This window comes from Flavobacterium sandaracinum, from assembly GCF_004349135.1.
Classification (GTDB): domain Bacteria; phylum Bacteroidota; class Bacteroidia; order Flavobacteriales; family Flavobacteriaceae; genus Flavobacterium; species Flavobacterium sandaracinum.
On the sequence record NZ_SMFN01000012.1, the window covers coordinates 75085 to 92158 of the forward strand.

Annotated in this window: 13 protein-coding genes; 6 read left to right on the forward strand and 7 right to left on the reverse strand. The window is 35.3% G+C overall.

The window, feature by feature from the left end; genetic code table 11:
- Positions 1-20: 20 nt before the first annotated feature.
- The 4 genes from E0F91_RS11140 to E0F91_RS11155 all read right to left on the reverse strand — a co-directional run bounded on the left by E0F91_RS11140 (position 21) and on the right by E0F91_RS11155 (position 2696).
- Complete coding sequence (locus E0F91_RS11140) at positions 21-674, reverse strand: Yip1 family protein (RefSeq protein ID WP_132066614.1); 654 nt, start codon at positions 672-674, stop codon at positions 21-23.
- A gap of 513 nt (positions 675-1187) precedes the next feature.
- Positions 1188-1823 carry an NAD(P)H-dependent oxidoreductase gene (locus tag E0F91_RS11145; protein WP_132066615.1) on the reverse strand — a complete coding sequence of 212 codons (636 nt, stop codon included), beginning with the start codon at positions 1821-1823 and terminating at the stop codon, positions 1188-1190.
- Between the two features lie 28 nt (positions 1824-1851).
- Positions 1852-2274 (reverse strand): organic hydroperoxide resistance protein, encoded by a 423-nt coding sequence (locus tag E0F91_RS11150; protein ID WP_073353194.1) that lies wholly within the window; start codon positions 2272-2274, stop codon positions 1852-1854.
- Between the two features lie 2 nt (positions 2275-2276).
- Positions 2277-2696 (reverse strand): MarR family winged helix-turn-helix transcriptional regulator, encoded by a 420-nt coding sequence (locus tag E0F91_RS11155; protein ID WP_073353196.1) that lies wholly within the window; start codon positions 2694-2696, stop codon positions 2277-2279.
- 845 nt (positions 2697-3541) lie between these two features.
- Between E0F91_RS11155 and recG the strand changes: the two genes are divergently transcribed.
- From recG to E0F91_RS11185, 6 genes are all read left to right on the forward strand, one after another.
- Positions 3542-5653: an ATP-dependent DNA helicase RecG gene (gene recG, locus E0F91_RS11160; protein WP_132066616.1), complete on the forward strand. Its 2112-nt coding sequence runs from the start codon at positions 3542-3544 to the stop codon at positions 5651-5653.
- A 659-nt stretch (positions 5654-6312) separates the two neighbouring features.
- Positions 6313-7371 carry an efflux RND transporter periplasmic adaptor subunit gene (locus E0F91_RS11165; protein ID WP_132066617.1) on the forward strand — a complete coding sequence of 353 codons (1059 nt, stop codon included), beginning with the start codon at positions 6313-6315 and terminating at the stop codon, positions 7369-7371.
- A gap of 68 nt (positions 7372-7439) precedes the next feature.
- Complete coding sequence (locus tag E0F91_RS11170; RefSeq protein WP_132066618.1) at positions 7440-10535, forward strand: efflux RND transporter permease subunit; 3096 nt, start codon at positions 7440-7442, stop codon at positions 10533-10535.
- 75 nt (positions 10536-10610) lie between these two features.
- A complete protein-coding gene (locus E0F91_RS11175; protein WP_132066619.1) occupies positions 10611-11924 on the forward strand; it encodes a TolC family protein in 1314 nt (437 codons plus the stop codon).
- A 28-nt stretch (positions 11925-11952) separates the two neighbouring features.
- Positions 11953-12816: a bestrophin family protein gene (locus E0F91_RS11180; RefSeq protein ID WP_132066620.1), complete on the forward strand. Its 864-nt coding sequence runs from the start codon at positions 11953-11955 to the stop codon at positions 12814-12816.
- Between the two features lie 74 nt (positions 12817-12890).
- Positions 12891-13817, forward strand: coding sequence for an AraC family transcriptional regulator (locus E0F91_RS11185; RefSeq protein ID WP_132066621.1), 927 nt, complete (start codon positions 12891-12893; stop codon positions 13815-13817).
- A 2-nt stretch (positions 13818-13819) separates the two neighbouring features.
- On the opposite strand, the gene E0F91_RS11190 is transcribed toward E0F91_RS11185, so the two are convergent.
- The 3 genes from E0F91_RS11190 to E0F91_RS11200 form a co-directional block, all read right to left on the reverse strand.
- A complete protein-coding gene (locus E0F91_RS11190; RefSeq protein WP_132066622.1) occupies positions 13820-14194 on the reverse strand; it encodes a DUF779 domain-containing protein in 375 nt (124 codons plus the stop codon).
- A gap of 68 nt (positions 14195-14262) precedes the next feature.
- The gene (gene adhP, locus E0F91_RS11195; RefSeq protein ID WP_132066623.1) at positions 14263-15297 is read right to left on the reverse strand and encodes an alcohol dehydrogenase AdhP; all 1035 of its coding nucleotides are present in this window, start codon (positions 15295-15297) and stop codon (positions 14263-14265) included.
- 64 nt (positions 15298-15361) lie between these two features.
- Positions 15362-16867, reverse strand: a complete 1506-nt coding sequence (locus tag E0F91_RS11200) for an aldehyde dehydrogenase family protein (RefSeq protein ID WP_132066624.1) — start codon at positions 16865-16867, stop codon at positions 15362-15364.
- Positions 16868-17074 lie beyond the last annotated feature (207 nt).

Below are 17074 nucleotides of genomic sequence, written 5' to 3' on the forward strand. Positions count from 1 at the left end.
TAATACTCATTTTAGGGTGATTATTCGAATATTTTAAAAATTAAGACCAAAACTAAAATAGCAAAGATTAGTACTATTACAGGAAATAATACATTTAATATTGCTTTACCAATAGATAATTGCTGTACTTCAGCTATTCCAATTATGCACAATACAAGCGACCAAATTCCCAGTCCCGACTGTACAAAAAGCAGTAGATACAAAATCACACTTTCAGTTGAAGCTAAATTGTATAAATCAGAATCTGATTGGAATAACTGATTTCCATATAACGCAAGCTGCGGAATCAGAAGTATTAAAATGAAAATAGAAGGAAAAAAAGCATAAGCCAAAACTCTTACTATAGATTGTGTATTTCCCTTTCCATTCAACCAACTGCCAGTCCAGCTAATAAGCGCAGCATAAAGATAATAGGAAATCCAGCCAAAAATACCACCAAAAATAACACAGACAGCGATTATATTCCAAAGGGAAAAGTTATCTCCCATATTTTTCGCTGATGCTCTATCAAAAGTTCTTACAATACCAGCTAGAAATAATAAAATATACAAATGTTTCTCATATTTGTATTCATTTATAAATTGAAAAGCTGTTCTTGGTGCCGTCATTAATTTTAGGAACAGCTCTTTCTCAGCGATTTTAATTCTTTCCGATGGTTGTTCTGTTTCATTCATAGTATTACTGTCATTTTTTAATTGATTATTTGTTCAGGCGCTGGAATAATTAAAAATAATATGCTTCTTTCTTATTATAAAAGTACATTAGCCGCAGTTTATTTGTTAAAATTAGTCTCAGATTACATTTGTAATATATAGAGCTCATTGAACTGTTATATCAAAAAATAATTAGCTACTATCTTGTTTATAACACCTTACACTTGATAATACTACATTCTAATAATTTTCGCACTTTATAATAAGTGTAAAATTATCCACGACAATGCCTATTATTTTTTATCTTGGATTAATTTTAATTTTTCGTGGTTTCCAAATATAGTACTAATAAGTTTGAATTTTTATTTTAAAATACTTTCTCAAAATTATTCCTAAATAAACGCACCTGTTCCATTTTCCTGTAATCACTTAAAAAAAATAAAAAAAAGCCTCCACCAAAACATTGTTTTGGTGGAGGCTTTCAAAACTAAAATGCAACGTGAATTAGCAACAAACTGCAGTAGTTTAAAAATATTATTTAAAGTCTAGTACAAATTCCGCTTTAGGTGTTCTCACTTTTTTCATTGGAGCAATCCAATCGTTTGGTGTATCGGCGTAGCCTACATACATTAGCGAAACACTTTTTAAACCTAATTTATCTAGTGCTAAGATTTCGTCAACCACCCTGTTATCAAAACCTTCCACTGGTGTGCTGTCTACTTTTAGTTCAGCGGCTTGCGCCAAAGACAATCCAAGAGCAATGTAAGTTTGTCTGGCAATGTGCGCGAAGTTTTCTTCAGCAGGTTGTGCGAGGTAGATTTTCTTAAGCATATCCGTATAGCTATTAAAACGCCCTTGTGGTAAACCGCGCTCTGCTGTAGTGTAATCGTACACTTTATCAATGCGCTCAGCCGTGTAACGATCCCATCCAGCAAAAATCAAAACATGAGAACAATCTCTCATGCATTCTGGATTCAGTGCTCCTTTAACCAATTTTTCTTTTAGTTCTTGATTTTCAACAACAAGCACTTGAAAAGGTTGTAATCCTGAAGAAGTAGGTGCCAAACGCGCCGCTTCTACAATTTTATCAATATCTTCTTTGCTTACTTTTTTGGTAGCATCATATGCTTTTACAGCATGTCTCCTATTTAAATCTTCTAGTAAAGCCATTGTGTATTTCTATTTTTTAATAAGTCAATTAGTTGTTTGAAACCGTTAGCGTAACTAACATATTTCCTCTCGTCGCATTAGAATAAGGGCACACTTGATGCGCTTTTTCTATTAAATCTTGCGCTACGTCTAGTGTTACTCCGGGAATAATTGCATGCAAAGCGGCTTCCAAACCAAAACCTCCTGCGTCATTTTGTCCAATGCTTACACTTGCGGTTACGGTAGTTTCACCGGTTTGGATGTTTTCTTTTTTGATTACCAAGTTCAAGGCGCTATCAAAACAAGCCGAATAACCTGCAGCGAAAAGCATTTCTGGGTTGGCATAATCATCATTGGCGCCGCCTAACGCTTTTGGATATCGTACTTCTAATGCTACAATTCCGTTTTCGCTTTTTACTTGTCCGTTTCTACCGCCTGTTGCAGTAGCTTGTGTGGTATACAATGTTTTCATCTTTATTTTTTTGCTATTTTAGTAATTATGTTTTTTAATAGTAACAAATCCTCCGCAGAAACATTCATAGCTTCCATTAACTGTTGCGGAATGCAAGCTGCTTTTTCTTTTAGTGCTACCCCTTTTTCAGTCAACGAAATGTTGACGATTCTTTCATCAACCGTGCTTCTGATTCGGGTTACAAACGCCTTCGTTTCCATTCGTTTTAATAATGGCGTGAGCGTTCCACTATCTAATTTTAGTTTGTCACCAAGCTGATTAACGGTTTGCTCTTTGTATTCCCACAAAACGAGCATCACTAAATACTGCGGATAAGTCAACTCAAGCGCCTCCAACAATGGACGGTATTGATTGATGATCTCCTTTGCGAAGGCGTAAACGGGAAAACAAACTTGCTCGCTGATGTGTAGTTGGTCTTTCATGGTTTGTTTATTATGGTACAAAGATAGTTTTAATTACATTGTGTACAATTTAATTGATTACAATTAATATAAATTTAACTCGTAGTGGTTTTTATTTCATGGCTATTTTTTCAACATATAAGACAGGTAAGTTTTTCTTTTACAAAGATTCACTGATAAAAAATAAGATTCACTAAGCTGTTATTTAAACATATAAGGAATATAAGTGCATGTAAGTTTTAAACTCAGACAAATACAGCAAGGGTTGTTGTTCCAAAGGAATCGCTACTAATTGAGTTTGGTTTCTTTTCAACATATAAGACAGGTAAGTTTTCTTTCGGAAAGTCTCAGAGAGGAAGAAATAAGATTTACAAATCAGGTTTTTAACATATAAGTCATGTAAGTGCGTATCAGTTTTAAGCTTAAACAAATGAGGCAACGTTTATCATTCCTGATGAATCGATGGCAGTGCCTCTCCATAAAAATAGAGTCCTTATATCCAAAAGTTCTTTCGAGTTCTAAATGTTTCTAGCCTTGATAGCAGTGGAAAGCCTTTGCGAGGTGAAAACCATTTTTTTCTGGTTAAGGCAGAGCGACCGCAGGAAGCTCCTGCCCTAACCTAGAAAAAAGGTTTGAGCCTGCAAAGCTTGAAACGGATAGCGAGAATAGCTACTAAGGAAAAAATATTTCATGGTAGCTGAAATGACATACGTTATTTTGACTCTATTGCTATTGCCAATACCTAATTTTTTGATCCTTTGTGATTTTCTATTTTGCAAACAAAAAACTATCTTCGTACTTTGCAAGAAAGAAGAATTTTGACTTTAAAAGTGTGGTTCTTTTTGTAGTTTCCCAAATAATTTAAAATGTCTGTTAACAACCTCCTCCTTACTCCTATAGAATATTTAAAAGGCGTTGGTCCCAATCGGGGCGAATTGCTGCGTAAAGAATTGGGAATTTACAAGTATGTGGATTTAGTGAATTTTTTCCCCAACAGATACATTGACCGAACGCGGTATTACAAGATTAACGAACTGCAAAACAACAGTGCCGAGGTTCAAATAATTGGTAAAATAATCAACATTAAAACGGTTGAATTTGGCAGAAACCAAAAGCGTTTGGTCGCCTCCTTTGTGGATGATACGGGCCAAATGGAACTCGTTTGGTTTCAAGGACATAAATGGATTCGAGAGAGCTTAAAGCTCAATGAAATTTGTGTGATTTTTGGGAAATGCACGTCTTTTGGCAGTACATTCAATATGGCGCATCCGGAAATTGAGTTGATGAGCGAACATGAAAAAAGCTTGCGTTCCGCCATGCAACCCGTTTATCCTTCGACCGAAACCTTGACAAATCGTGGTATTTCAAATCGAGTGATTAATAAAATGATGCAGCAATTGTTTCTGGAAACACAAGCGTTGTTTACGGAAACATTACCGGATTATTTAATTCAAGAATTAAAGCTAATTCCTAAAAAAGCGGCTTTATTCAATATTCATTTTCCAAAAAGCACCGAAGTTTTGGCGAAAGCTAAATTCCGATTAATATTTGAAGAATTGTTTTTTATCCAGTTGCAATTAATCACAAAAAATCTCATTAGGAAACACAAAATAAAAGGACACCCATTTTCGATTGTCGGTAACTATTTTAATGATTTTTACCAAAATCATTTGCCTTTTCAGTTGACCAATGCTCAAAAAAGAGTAATCAAAGAAATACGAACGGACATGGGAAGCAACGCCCAAATGAACCGTTTGCTGCAGGGTGACGTAGGTTCCGGAAAAACCATTGTGGCTTTTATGAGCATGCTTTTGGCACTAGATAATGGTTTTCAGGCGTGCTTGATGGCGCCCACGGAAATCTTGGCAAATCAGCATTTTATTGGCTTATCAGAATTAGCCGAAACTCTAAATATAAATATCAGAATCTTAACGGGTTCTACTAAAATAGCACAACGCCGAATTATTCATGAAGAATTGGAAAACGGTACTTTACATATCCTTATCGGAACACATGCTTTACTAGAGGACAAAGTGAAATTTAAGAATTTAGGACTCGCTGTAATTGATGAACAACACCGTTTTGGCGTAGAACAACGCTCTAAATTGTGGAAGAAAAATGTGATTCCCCCACACGTTTTGGTGATGACCGCCACGCCTATTCCACGAACATTAGCCATGAGTTTGTATGGCGATTTAGACATTTCAGTAATCGATGAATTGCCTCCGGGACGTAAACCAATTCAGACCGTACATCGTTTTGATAGTAACAGATTAAAAGTTTGGAAATTCCTTCGGGACGAAATTGCTTTGGGACGCCAAATTTATATTGTGTACCCTTTAATTCAGGAATCAGAAAAAATGGATTTCAAAGATTTAATGGACGGTTACGAAAGTGTTTCAAGAGATTTTCCTTTGCCACACTATTCGATTTCTATTCTTCACGGAAAAATGAAACCAGCAGAAAAAGATGCTGAAATGAAACGTTTTTCGGAAGGAAAAACCAATATTATGGTAGCCACCACCGTAATTGAAGTCGGCGTAAATGTTCCGAACGCTAGTGTGATGATTATTGAAAGTGCAGAACGTTTTGGATTATCGCAACTGCATCAGCTTCGTGGTCGTGTGGGTCGTGGAGCAGAACAAAGTTATTGCATCCTGATGACGAGTCATAAATTGAGTTCCGACAGTAAAACCCGGATGGAAACCATGGTACAAACCAATGATGGTTTTGAAATTGCCGAAGTCGACCTAAAACTCCGAGGTCCGGGTGATTTAATGGGAACGCAACAAAGCGGCGTGCTTAATCTTCAAATTGCCGATTTGGTTCGAGACCGAGATACTTTGGCTCTAGCCAGGAATTATGCTTTGAAATTGCTGAAAGACGATGCCGGAATGCAAAAACCGGAACATGCAGCTTTGAGAGCTGTTTTTATCGAAATGACCAAAAAGAAAAATATTTGGAATTATATTAGTTAAGTGGCATTACAAATGTTTTTATTTAAAATATTAGACCGGTATTTTTATTTAAGATATTAGTTCGTTTCGACTACAATATATCAGTTTTAAATACTATTAATCAGTTATTTGATCATTTTATTTGTTTTTTAAATTCCTGTTTCAATTATTAAAACTCATACCTCTTAACCCGTTGGGTGCAATTATTCAAAACGTCAGTTCGACTATTTTTTGTGAAGTAAAACGGAACAAAACTTCTCGATACGCTACGCTTCTCGAAGTAGCGTGTATCGAGAACTGCTTTTAATGAAATTTTTCTTGCTCTCGATACATTTTACTTCCCCAAGCTTCGGGAGAAAGATACTCGAACTCTCGAAAAATTACTATCAAAACTACTTACACCAAAGGGTACTTCATAATTTTTTAGAAATATATTACTTAATTTTTATCTCATAAAAACTTTTTTCAATTCTTGCTTAAACCATTTTCATTTTTGGGTGTCCTATCATCTAGCCTTTAGAATGGATTGTATCCATCTACAAAATATTTCATTTTTAAATGTTAATATTTGTATGTACAAACGTTAAAAAAAAATTAACAACATCACAATTTCCGTTTCTAAAACCTAAATTTGTTTTAACTAAAATTATTGAAAACTAATCCTACTTTATATTAAACCCATGAAAATAAAATACCTAGTTTATGCCGTGCTAACAATTGGAATCATTGGATTTATCGGTTACAGAATCTCAGAAAATAAAAGTAAAAATGAAGATTCAAAAGACCAAAAAGGAAAAAGCAAATCGATGAGCGTAAACGGAATAGTAGCAACACCGCAAACTTTTGACAATAATTTGTCACTTTCGGGGTCAATAGAAGCCAATGAGCAAGTTGAAATCCGAAGTGAAGTTTCTGGAATTGTAGAAGGTATTTATTTTAAGGAAGGAAGTAATGTCAGTAAAGGACAAGTACTTTTTAAGGTAAATGATTTAGAGTTAAGAGCGCAGTTGAGACAAACGTCAACCAGAGAAGGATTGGCCTCGGAAAATGAAAGAAGAGCCAAATTATTACTACAAAAAGAGGCCATCAGCCAGGAAGAATATGATTTGGCCAGAGCCGATCTAAAATCGGCACAAGCCCAAAGTCAATTGATAAAGGCGCAAATTGCCAAAACATCCGTTAGAGCACCATTCTCAGGAAGAATTGGATTGCGTTCTATTTCACCGGGAACTTACATCACACCAACAATTTTAGTGGCAAAATTAGTGAACACTGGAAAATTAAAAATTACTTTTTCGATTCCTGAAAAATACGCCAGCCAAGTAAAAACAAATACAACCCTAACGTTTAAAGTGGCCGGTTCTGACGAGAAATATACTGCTAAAGTATATGCAATCGAACCTGAAGTGGCTGTTGCTACCAGAACATTACAAGTTCGTGCCATTGCGGAAAATAAAACTGGAAAATTATTACCAGGAACATTTGCAGATGTAGAATTGCCTTTGGATATCATAAAAGATGCAATTGTTGTTCCAACAGAGGCTATTATTCCAGTTCAGAACGGTAAAAAAGTATTTATTTCCAGTAATGGTCAAGCCAAAGAAGTAATGATAGAAACCGCTACACGAACAGATGCTTCCATACTTGTACTTTCTGGATTGAAAGCAGGTGATACCGTTATTACAAGTGGCGTAATGTCATTAAAAAACGAAACTCCTGTAAAAGTTCTAATAAAATAGATTGAGATATTAGATTCGTTCCTACCAATCATAAATCTAAAATTAGCAATCAAAAATCTAAAATCTAAATGAGTTTATCCACAACAAGTATTAGAAGACCCGTATTTACCATAGTAATCAATTTAGCCATCGTATTGTTTGGATTAATTGGTTACACCTTTCTGGGCGTTCGAGAATTTCCATCGATTGATCCGGCACAAGTTTCCATTCGTACCAATTATGCCGGTGCAAATGCCGACATCATCGAATCCCAAATCACGGAACCGCTTGAAAAAGCGATCAATTCCATTGACGGAATTAGGAACGTGACTTCCTCCAGTGCGCAAGGAAGTAGCAATATTACTATCGAGTTTAATTTGGATAAAAACTTGGAAGATGCTGCCAATGATGTCCGTGATAAAGTATCGCAAGCCGTTAGAAACCTACCGCAAGATATAGATTCGCCGCCGGTAGTTTCCAAAGCGGATGCGAATGGTGATGCCATCATTTCGATGACCGTTCAAAGTGATACCAGAAACGCATTAGAACTGAGTGATTATGCTGAAAATGTAATTTCACAAAGGCTTGAAACCATTCCTGGTGTGAGTGGTGTCCAAATTTGGGGCCAAAAAAGATACGCAATGCGGTTGTGGATTGACCCGGTTAAATTGGCTTCTTACGGCTGTACCGTTTCAGAAGTGAGAGATGCCTTGAACAAACAAAATGTGGAATTACCGTCCGGAAAACTAACGGGAGACAATACTGAATTGACGGTAAAAACCGTTGGAAACCTTTCTACTGCTGAAGAATTTAATAATATCATTATTCGTTCTGAAGGGGAAAAAGTAGTACGTTTCAGCGATGTAGGAACCGCAATCCTAGGACCTGAAAACACAGAAACTAAAATGACGCAATCTGGAGCGCCATTAGTAGGTGTAGCTATTGTGCCACTTCCGGGAGCCAATTATTTAGATATTTCTACTGCTTTTTACAAGGAATTCGAAAAATTAAAAAAAGATTTACCTAAAGATATTAAGCTGAATATCGCTATTGATAATACTATTTTCGTAAAAAAATCAGTAATTGAAGTAGCGGAAACATTAGGGATTTCTATTGTTTTGGTAATCTTGATTATCTATTTATTCTTTAGGGATTGGGCGATTGCGTTTAGACCCTTGATTGATATTCCCGTTTCGTTAATCGCTACATTTTTTATTATGTGGCTTTTTGGATTTTCCATTAATGTCTTGACATTATTGGCAATCGTTCTGGCAACAGGACTTGTGGTCGATGATGGAATTGTGGTCACCGAGAATATTTTCAAAAAAGTAGAAGAAGGCATGACGCCAATCGAGGCAGCCATCAAAGGGTCTAACGAAATATTTTTTGCAGTAATTTCGATTTCAATCACCTTAGCAGCGGTATTTCTTCCAGTAATTTTCCTCGAAGGATTTGTCGGGCGACTGTTTCGGGAATTTGGCGTCGTCATTGGTGCTGCCGTTTTGATTTCGGCATTTGTATCGCTGACTTTAACCCCAATGTTGAACGCTTATTTAATGAAAGGCGGCGAACAAAAAAAATCAAAATTCTACATTCGTACTGAACCTTACTTTCAACAATTAAACAGTGGTTATGCAAGTGCATTAAGCCGTTTCATGAAGAAAAAATGGTTGAGTTTCCCAATTCTAATTGCTTGTTTTGGATTAATTTATTTGTTTTTCAACCTTTTGCAAAAAGAAACAGCACCTTATGATGACCGAAGTGGTTTTGTTTTACGAATGACAACTCCTGAAGGTTCTTCTTATGAATACACAGATCGCTTCATGCAAGAAGTATCAAAATTAGTTGATGACTCGATTCCGGGCAAAAAAGTAGCCTTGGTAATTACCTCTCCTGGTTTTGGATCTTCATCAGTAAATAGTGGTTTTATTCGGGTATCCTTAGTTCAACCAAATGAAAGAACCGATTCACAAAAAGAAATTGCAGAAAAATTGACCAAATGGACGAAGCAATATCCCGACGCAAAAACATCCGTAATTGAGCAACCAACAATTGCTGTGAACCGACGCGGTGGTTTGCCGATTCAATATATTATTCAAGCGCCAAACTTTAAAAAACTGGAAGAAAAAATTCCTATTTTTATGGATGAAGTAGCTAAAAACCCAACTTTTGCCGTTAGTGATGTGAATTTAAAATTCAATAAACCAGAAGTTAATGTCACCATTGACAGAGAAAAAGCGGAAAGTTTAGGAATTTCGGTGATTGATATTGCGCAAACGTTACAACTTTCCTTGAGTGGACAGCGTTTTGGTTATTTCATGAGAAATGGAAAACAATATCAGGTTATTGGACAATTTGATCAAAAAGACCGTTCGAAACCATTGGATTTAACTTCGATGTTTGTCAAAAATAATATGGGACAATTGATCCAAATGGATAACGTGGTAACAATTGAAGAAAAAAGTAATCCGCCACAATTGTATCACAACAATCGTTATATGGCGGCCACTGTTTCTGCTGGTCTTGCTCCGGGCAAAAGTATCAGCGATGGAATTGATGCGATGAACGAAATTAAAGCCAAAGTTCTTGACGATAGTTTTACAACTGATTTAGGTGGAGAATCTCGAGATTTTGTCGAAAGTAGTTCGAATACTGCCTTTGCATTTGGATTGGCTTTACTGCTAATATTTTTAATTTTGGCAGCACAATTTGAGAGTTTTATTGACCCATTCATTATTATTCTAACCGTACCAATGGCCGTTGCAGGAGCTTTATTCTCGTTGTGGTTGTTTGACCAAACGTGGAATATTTTCAGCCAAATTGGAACTGTAATGCTTATTGGTTTAGTAACCAAAAACGGAATCTTGATTGTCGAGTTTGCCAACCAACTTCGAGAGCAAGGCAAACCAAAATTAGAAGCCATTTTAGAAGCTTCGGAAGCGAGATTACGTCCAATTTTAATGACGAGTTTAGCTATTTCATTAGGTGCACTACCAATTGCAATGTCACTTGGAGCAGCTTCAACGAGTCGAATTGGAATGGGAGTTGTAATTGTAGGTGGAACTATTTTCTCTTTAGTGTTAACTTTATTTGTTATTCCCGCAATGTATTTGATGTGGTCCAAAGCCAGAAAACACTATCCTGAATTTGATCATATTGAAGAATATGAGAAAGAAGTTAAATAATTTGAATGAACGCTGATGATTTGGATTAAAATATTCTTTTGAATAACTAATAATCTGAGTCAAAAAAATATAATTATGACACATACTAAAATACTTTTTCAAAATTTTATTCTACTATTGTTCTTTACAACAACGGCTAGTGCACAACAAGTCCTGACATTAGAAAACGCAGTTAAAATTGCTTTGGAAAACAATTACGAAATAAAAATTGCTACCAACAACTTGACCATTCAAAAAACAAACGTAGCCATTGGTAATGCTGGAATGTTACCAACTGTTAGTGCTAATGTACTTGATAATAATAGTGTTCAAAACAGTTCTCAAATACGTCAGGACGGGACAGAAACAGAATTAGATAATGCTAAAAACAACAGTTTAAGCTACGGGGTTGGACTAGATTGGACTATTTTTGATGGATTGCGAATGTTTGCTAGAATGGATCAACTCAAAGAATTGCAAAAATTAGGCGAAGCGCAATTAAAGTTGACATTGATTACCCGAATAAGCGATGTGAATGCGGCGTATTATGATTTGGTTCAGCAACAACAACAATTAGCGGCATTAGATACTACAATTGTTATTTCAAATCAGCGATTGACTTTGGCACAAAACAGATTTACAATTGGAAAAGCATCTAAATTAGAAGTTCTAAATGCTCAAGTAGATTTAAATACGGATCAAGTAGCGCTGTTGAGACAAAAGGAATTGTATGCTAATAGCAAAATCTTACTAAATCAGTTAATGGCCAGAGATGTTGCTACAGATTTCAAAGTAATTGACCAACTTGAAGTTGATTCCTTACTGTTACTGCCAGAACTTAAAGCATTAGCCGAAAAGCAAAATCCACAATTAGAAACTCAAATTATTAATAAAAGAGTAGCCGAATTAGAATTAAAGCAAATTAAAGCGGCACGTTACCCTACCATACGAGTAAATACTGCTTATAATTTTTCAGAAAGTCAATCTAGTCTGGGGTTTGTGAAAGAATCTCAATCCAGAGGTTTTAACTATGGTTTTAGTGCTTCATTAAACTTATTTGATGGTTTTGCACAAAACCGAAATGAGAAAATTGCTAAGATTCAAATTGAAAATTCGAAGTTAAATATAGATCAGCAAAATTTAGTTTTAAACTCACAGTTAGCCACTTCGTATCAGACTTATTTAACTAATTTAGAATTGATTGCACTAGAAGAAAAAAACGAATTGATTGCCAAACAAAATCTGAACATAACCCTAGACAAATTCCGCATCGGTACGATAACCACTTTAGAATTTAGAACCGCACAATTGAATTATGTCAATGCCAAAGTGCGTTTCAGTAATGCTCAATTTCAAGGAAAATTATCTGAAATCGCATTGCGCGAATTGGCAGGAAATCTTATTTTTTAATTTACTTTTGTTAAAAAAAGCATCTTAAATGGTTTCATACAATACAAAAGACTGGTTTACTTTTATTTTTCGTTTTCATAAAGCGGACACTTTTAGAACGTTACTACCATTAATGTTGGGGATTGGTGTTTATTCTGGAATTGTGGGTTATTTGGAAGTTGTATATTGGAAATTATCGGACAACAGTTATGTCAAGAATATTACAATCATGCACGGAATGTTTGGTTTCGTAATTTCATTGCTACTGGTTTTCAGAACTAATACTGCTTATGACCGTTGGTGGGAAGGACGAAAAATGTGGGGTGCTTTAGTGAACAACAGCCGCAATTTTGCTATTAAGCTTTCTGTAATATTAACAGATGAAAAAGACATAGCCTATTTCAGAAAATTAATTCCCAGCTACGCTTCTATTTTAAGCAAACATTTAAAAGATGAAGAAACTGCTAAACAATTATTTGATGATGTTGATTTAGAAATTGATCATCACAAACACAAGCCGAATCAGGTTGCAAAAATGTTGTTTCAAAAAATTAATGATTTGTACAATTCAAAAAAAATTTCGGGGGATCAACTGATTATTTTGAACGATGAAGTAAAATCCTTTACAGATATTTGTGGTGCGTGTGAACGAATTAAAAACACCCCTATTCCCTACTCGTATAGTGCTTTTATAAAGAAATTTATCTTTTTTTATGTGATGACTTTACCCTTTGGTTACGCTCTTAGCCTTGGGTTTTATGTAGTTCCCGTTATAGTATTTATTTTTTATGTTTTAGCGAGTTTAGAGTTAATAGCCGAGGAGATTGAAGATCCTTTTGGAACTGACGAGAATGATTTACCTACACATAAAATGGCTGAGAACATTAAAAAACATGTGGAAGAATTACTTTAATTTTGTTAAACCGTGTTCTAATCCTGAATTTTTTTATTAAATTTAAATATTGTACTTTTTAAAGTTTAAATAATATGAATAGTAACCGCGCACTTATAAATCCACCTCTTCTATCTAACGAGAAATCATTAAAAACTTTAGTCGAAAACAGAACCGTTTACTCCTTGAACCATTGCGAGCTCAATCTTTTTGAGACTTATGAATCTACTGCATTAGTTCCTTTGAAATTTAATGATTTTGTGGTGACCAGCATGCTGCGAGGCAAAAAAGTGATGCATTTGTTTGATGATCCTGGTTTTGTCTATTTACCCGGAGAAACAGTTGTCATTCCTTCCAATGTGGAAATGAAAATCGATTTTCCAGAGGCTTCAAAAAATAATCCTACGCAGTGTTTGGCCTTGGCAGTTGACCAAACTAAAATTACAGATACGTTGCAGTTTTTAAACGAACGGTATCCAAAAGAAGGAAAAAACCAATTTTGGCAATTGGATTACCAAAATTATTTTTTTTATAATAATGTGGAATTAGCAACAACGATTAATAAATTGATCAAAGAATGCATGAGCACTTCTATCACAAAAGATGCGCTGGCCGATTTGACTTTACAGGAATTATTGATTCGGATTATTCAAACCCAAACCGCAAAAGCAATTGATGATGGCTTGTTTACCGACCCAAAAAACCCCATTACGCAAGTAGTAGAATTTATCCGATTGAATTTAAAGGAAAATATCAGCATGAAAAATCTTAGCGAAAAAGCATGTATGAGCTCTACTTCATTCTATAGACTTTTCAAAAGAGAATTAGGCATGAGTCCTATCGAATTTGTGATTGGCGAGAAAATTAGATGCGCCAAACAATTACTCAAAAATCCTACAATTCAAATTAATGAAGTTTGCTACTTATCCGGATTCGAAGATTCCAATTACTTTATACGTTTGTTTAAAAAACACGAGGGAATTACACCAAAACAGTACCAATTACTGTATGTTGTCAACTAAATTTATTCAATATAGGATACAGGTTCCAATGTTAATTCTTCTTCTGGTGTAAAAATTCGATATTCGATTCGGAAGGTTTTTTTCAAAGGTGTTTCCAATGAAAATCCTCCAACCCCAAAGGCATCAATCACATCCAATGTGAAATGAGCGTGTTTCCAATATTCGAATAAATCTTTGTCTACCCAAAACTCCGTATTTTCGATTGTACCAATACAAACATCACCTAATCTTTGATAGAAACCTCCTTTTTCAAAACATTGCGGTTGCGTTCCTTCACAACAACCTCCGGCTTGGTAAAACATTAAATCTCCATGTTTTTCCTGTAAAATTTTGATTAGTGCTATTGCCTTTTCGGTAGCGTCAATTCTTTTTATCATCTTTTTATGGGTATTGATAAAAACAGAAAATTTATGCGAACACAAATTTTCTGTTATACTAAATTAAATTATTGCTTGGCAATTTCAAGTACGACACGTCCTTCAATTTGTCCTTTTTTCATTTTTCCTAAAACATCATTTACATCTTCTAATCTTGCTGATGTCACGGTTGCTTTGACTTTTCCCTCTACAGCAAATTGAATCGCTTCTTGTAAATCTTTTCGTGTTCCTACAATTGAACCCCGAATTGTAATTCTATTTAATACCGTATCAAAAATCGATAAATCAAAATTTCCAGGAGGAAGTCCGTTCAACGCCATAGTTCCTTTTCGTCTTAAGGTTTCTAATCCTTGTTTAAAGGCGATTGGAGAAACAGCCGTAATTAAAGCTCCGTGCATACCACCAACTTCTTTTTTAAGAAATTCTCCAGGATTTTGATTCTTAGCATTTATTACTAAATCAGCACCTAATTTTTTTGCTAAATCTAATTTATCATCTGCAATATCAATGGCAGCAACATGCATTCCCATAGCTTTTGCATATTGCACAGCTACATGCCCCAAACCACCAATTCCCGAAATAGCTACCCACTCGCCAGGTTTTACCTCTGTTTCTTTTAATCCTTTATAAACAGTAACCCCTGCGCATAGGATAGGTGCCATCTCCAAAAAATTCACATTCGAAGGTAAATGCCCAACGTATCTTGCATCGGCAATCACATATTCGGCAAAACTACCATCTACACTATAGCCTCCATTTTGCTGAGTGTCACACAATGTTTCCCAACCGGTAATGCATTGATCGCAACCACCACAAGCGCTATATAACCATGGTACACCAACTGCATCCCCTTCTTTTACATTCTTTACATCTGAACCCACAGCTACAACATATCCTACTCCTTCATGACCTGGGATCAATGGCATTTTAGGTTTAACTGGCCAATCCCCTTCAATTGCGTGTAAGTCTGTGTGGCAAACACCACTAGCTATTATTTTTACTAAAATTTCATTTCTACCAGGGCGTTTAACTTCAACTTCTTCGATTTTTAAAAGTGACCCAAATTCCCTAATCACAGCAGCCTTCATTGTTTTTGGTAACATAGTATTTAGATTTATAAAAAAAGGAAAGTTCGTTAACTTTCCCTTTTTCAATTAATAATTCATTCTAAAAGAAACCCAATTTCTTTTTATCGTAAGAAATCAACATGTTTTTGGTTTGACGGTAGTGACCTAACATCATTTTGTGATTTTCACGACCAATTCCAGATTGTTTGTATCCTCCAAAAGGAGCTCCAGCAGGATAAGAATGGTATTGATTAATCCAGACACGACCTGACTGAATCGCTCTTGGCACCTGATAAATCTCGTGCGCATCGCGTGTCCAAAGTCCAGCTCCCAAACCATACATCGTATCATTTGCAATAGCAATCGCTTCTTCTGTTGTTTTAAAAGTAGTTACAGCCAAAACAGGTCCGAAAATTTCTTCTTGAAAAATACGCATCTTGTTATGCCCTTTGAAAAGAGTTGGTTTGATATAATATCCTCCAGCTAAATCCCCATCCATGAAGTTTTCTTCACCTCCTGTTAAAACTTCGGCACCTTCTTCTTTTCCTAATTTTATGTAAGAAAGTATTTTTTCCTTTTGTATCAATGAAGTTTGTGCTCCCATCATTGTGGTTTTATCCAATGGATTCCCCATTTTAATTGCTTCAGTTCTTTCAATTACTCGGGCGATAAATTTATCATAAATATCCTCATGAACTAATAATCGAGAAGGACAGGTACAAATTTCACCTTGGTTTAAAGCAAACATTACCGCTCCTTCAATTGCTTTATCGAAGAAATCATCATCAGCATCACCCACGGATTTCATAAAAATATTCGGAGATTTCCCTCCCAATTCTAAAGTTACCGGAATAATGTTTTCTGTAGCATATTGCATTACTAAGCGACCTGTTGGTGTAGAACCTGTAAAAGCTGCTTTTGAAACTTTTTTATTGGTTACTAAAGCTCTTCCAAGCTCTGCTCCAAAACCGTTTACAATATTTATAACTCCAGGAGGAAGAAGATCACCAATCAATTCCATCAAAACTAAAATTGAAATTGGAGTACTTTCTGCTGGTTTTAAAACTACGGTATTTCCTGCGGCTAAGGCTGGGGCAAGTTTCCAAACGGCCATTAAGATTGGAAAATTCCAAGGAATAATTTGAGCAATTACTCCTAAAGGCTCACTTAAAGCAATGGAAACCGTTTGAGAATCTAATTCTGTGATGGAACTTTCTTCTGCACGAATTACTCCAGCAAAATATCTAAAGTGGTCCACCACTAAAGGCATATCTGCCGCTAATGTCTCTCTAATGGCTTTTCCGTTATCAATAGTCTCAACAGTTGCAAGATATTCTAAATTATCTTCAATAACCTGAGCAATTTTATTCAATAAGTTACTGCGTTCTGTAGCAGAGGTTTTTCCCCATGTTTGAAAAGCGTCATACGCTTTATCAACAGCAAATGCTACATCTTCCTTACTAGAGTGAGCAGCTTGCGTAAAAACTTTTCCATCTATAGGAGAAACTACGTCAAAATAGTCACCATTTATTGGTGCTACAAATTTACCACCGATGTAATTATCGTATTTTGCCTTAAATTCAGGTCTTTGCATTACGTTATCCATTTGGTTTTATTTTTAGATTTACTCAAATTTAGTTTCTTATTTGTCAACAGAATAGCATTAATCATCCAACTAATAGCATTAAATTTTACTATCTGTTTTTTTAACCTAATTTTATTATTTATTTCACATTTATTTACATTTAATGTTGCCAAATTAACATTTTACTATATGCTTACTACTACAAAATCAATTATAAAAAACAAAAAA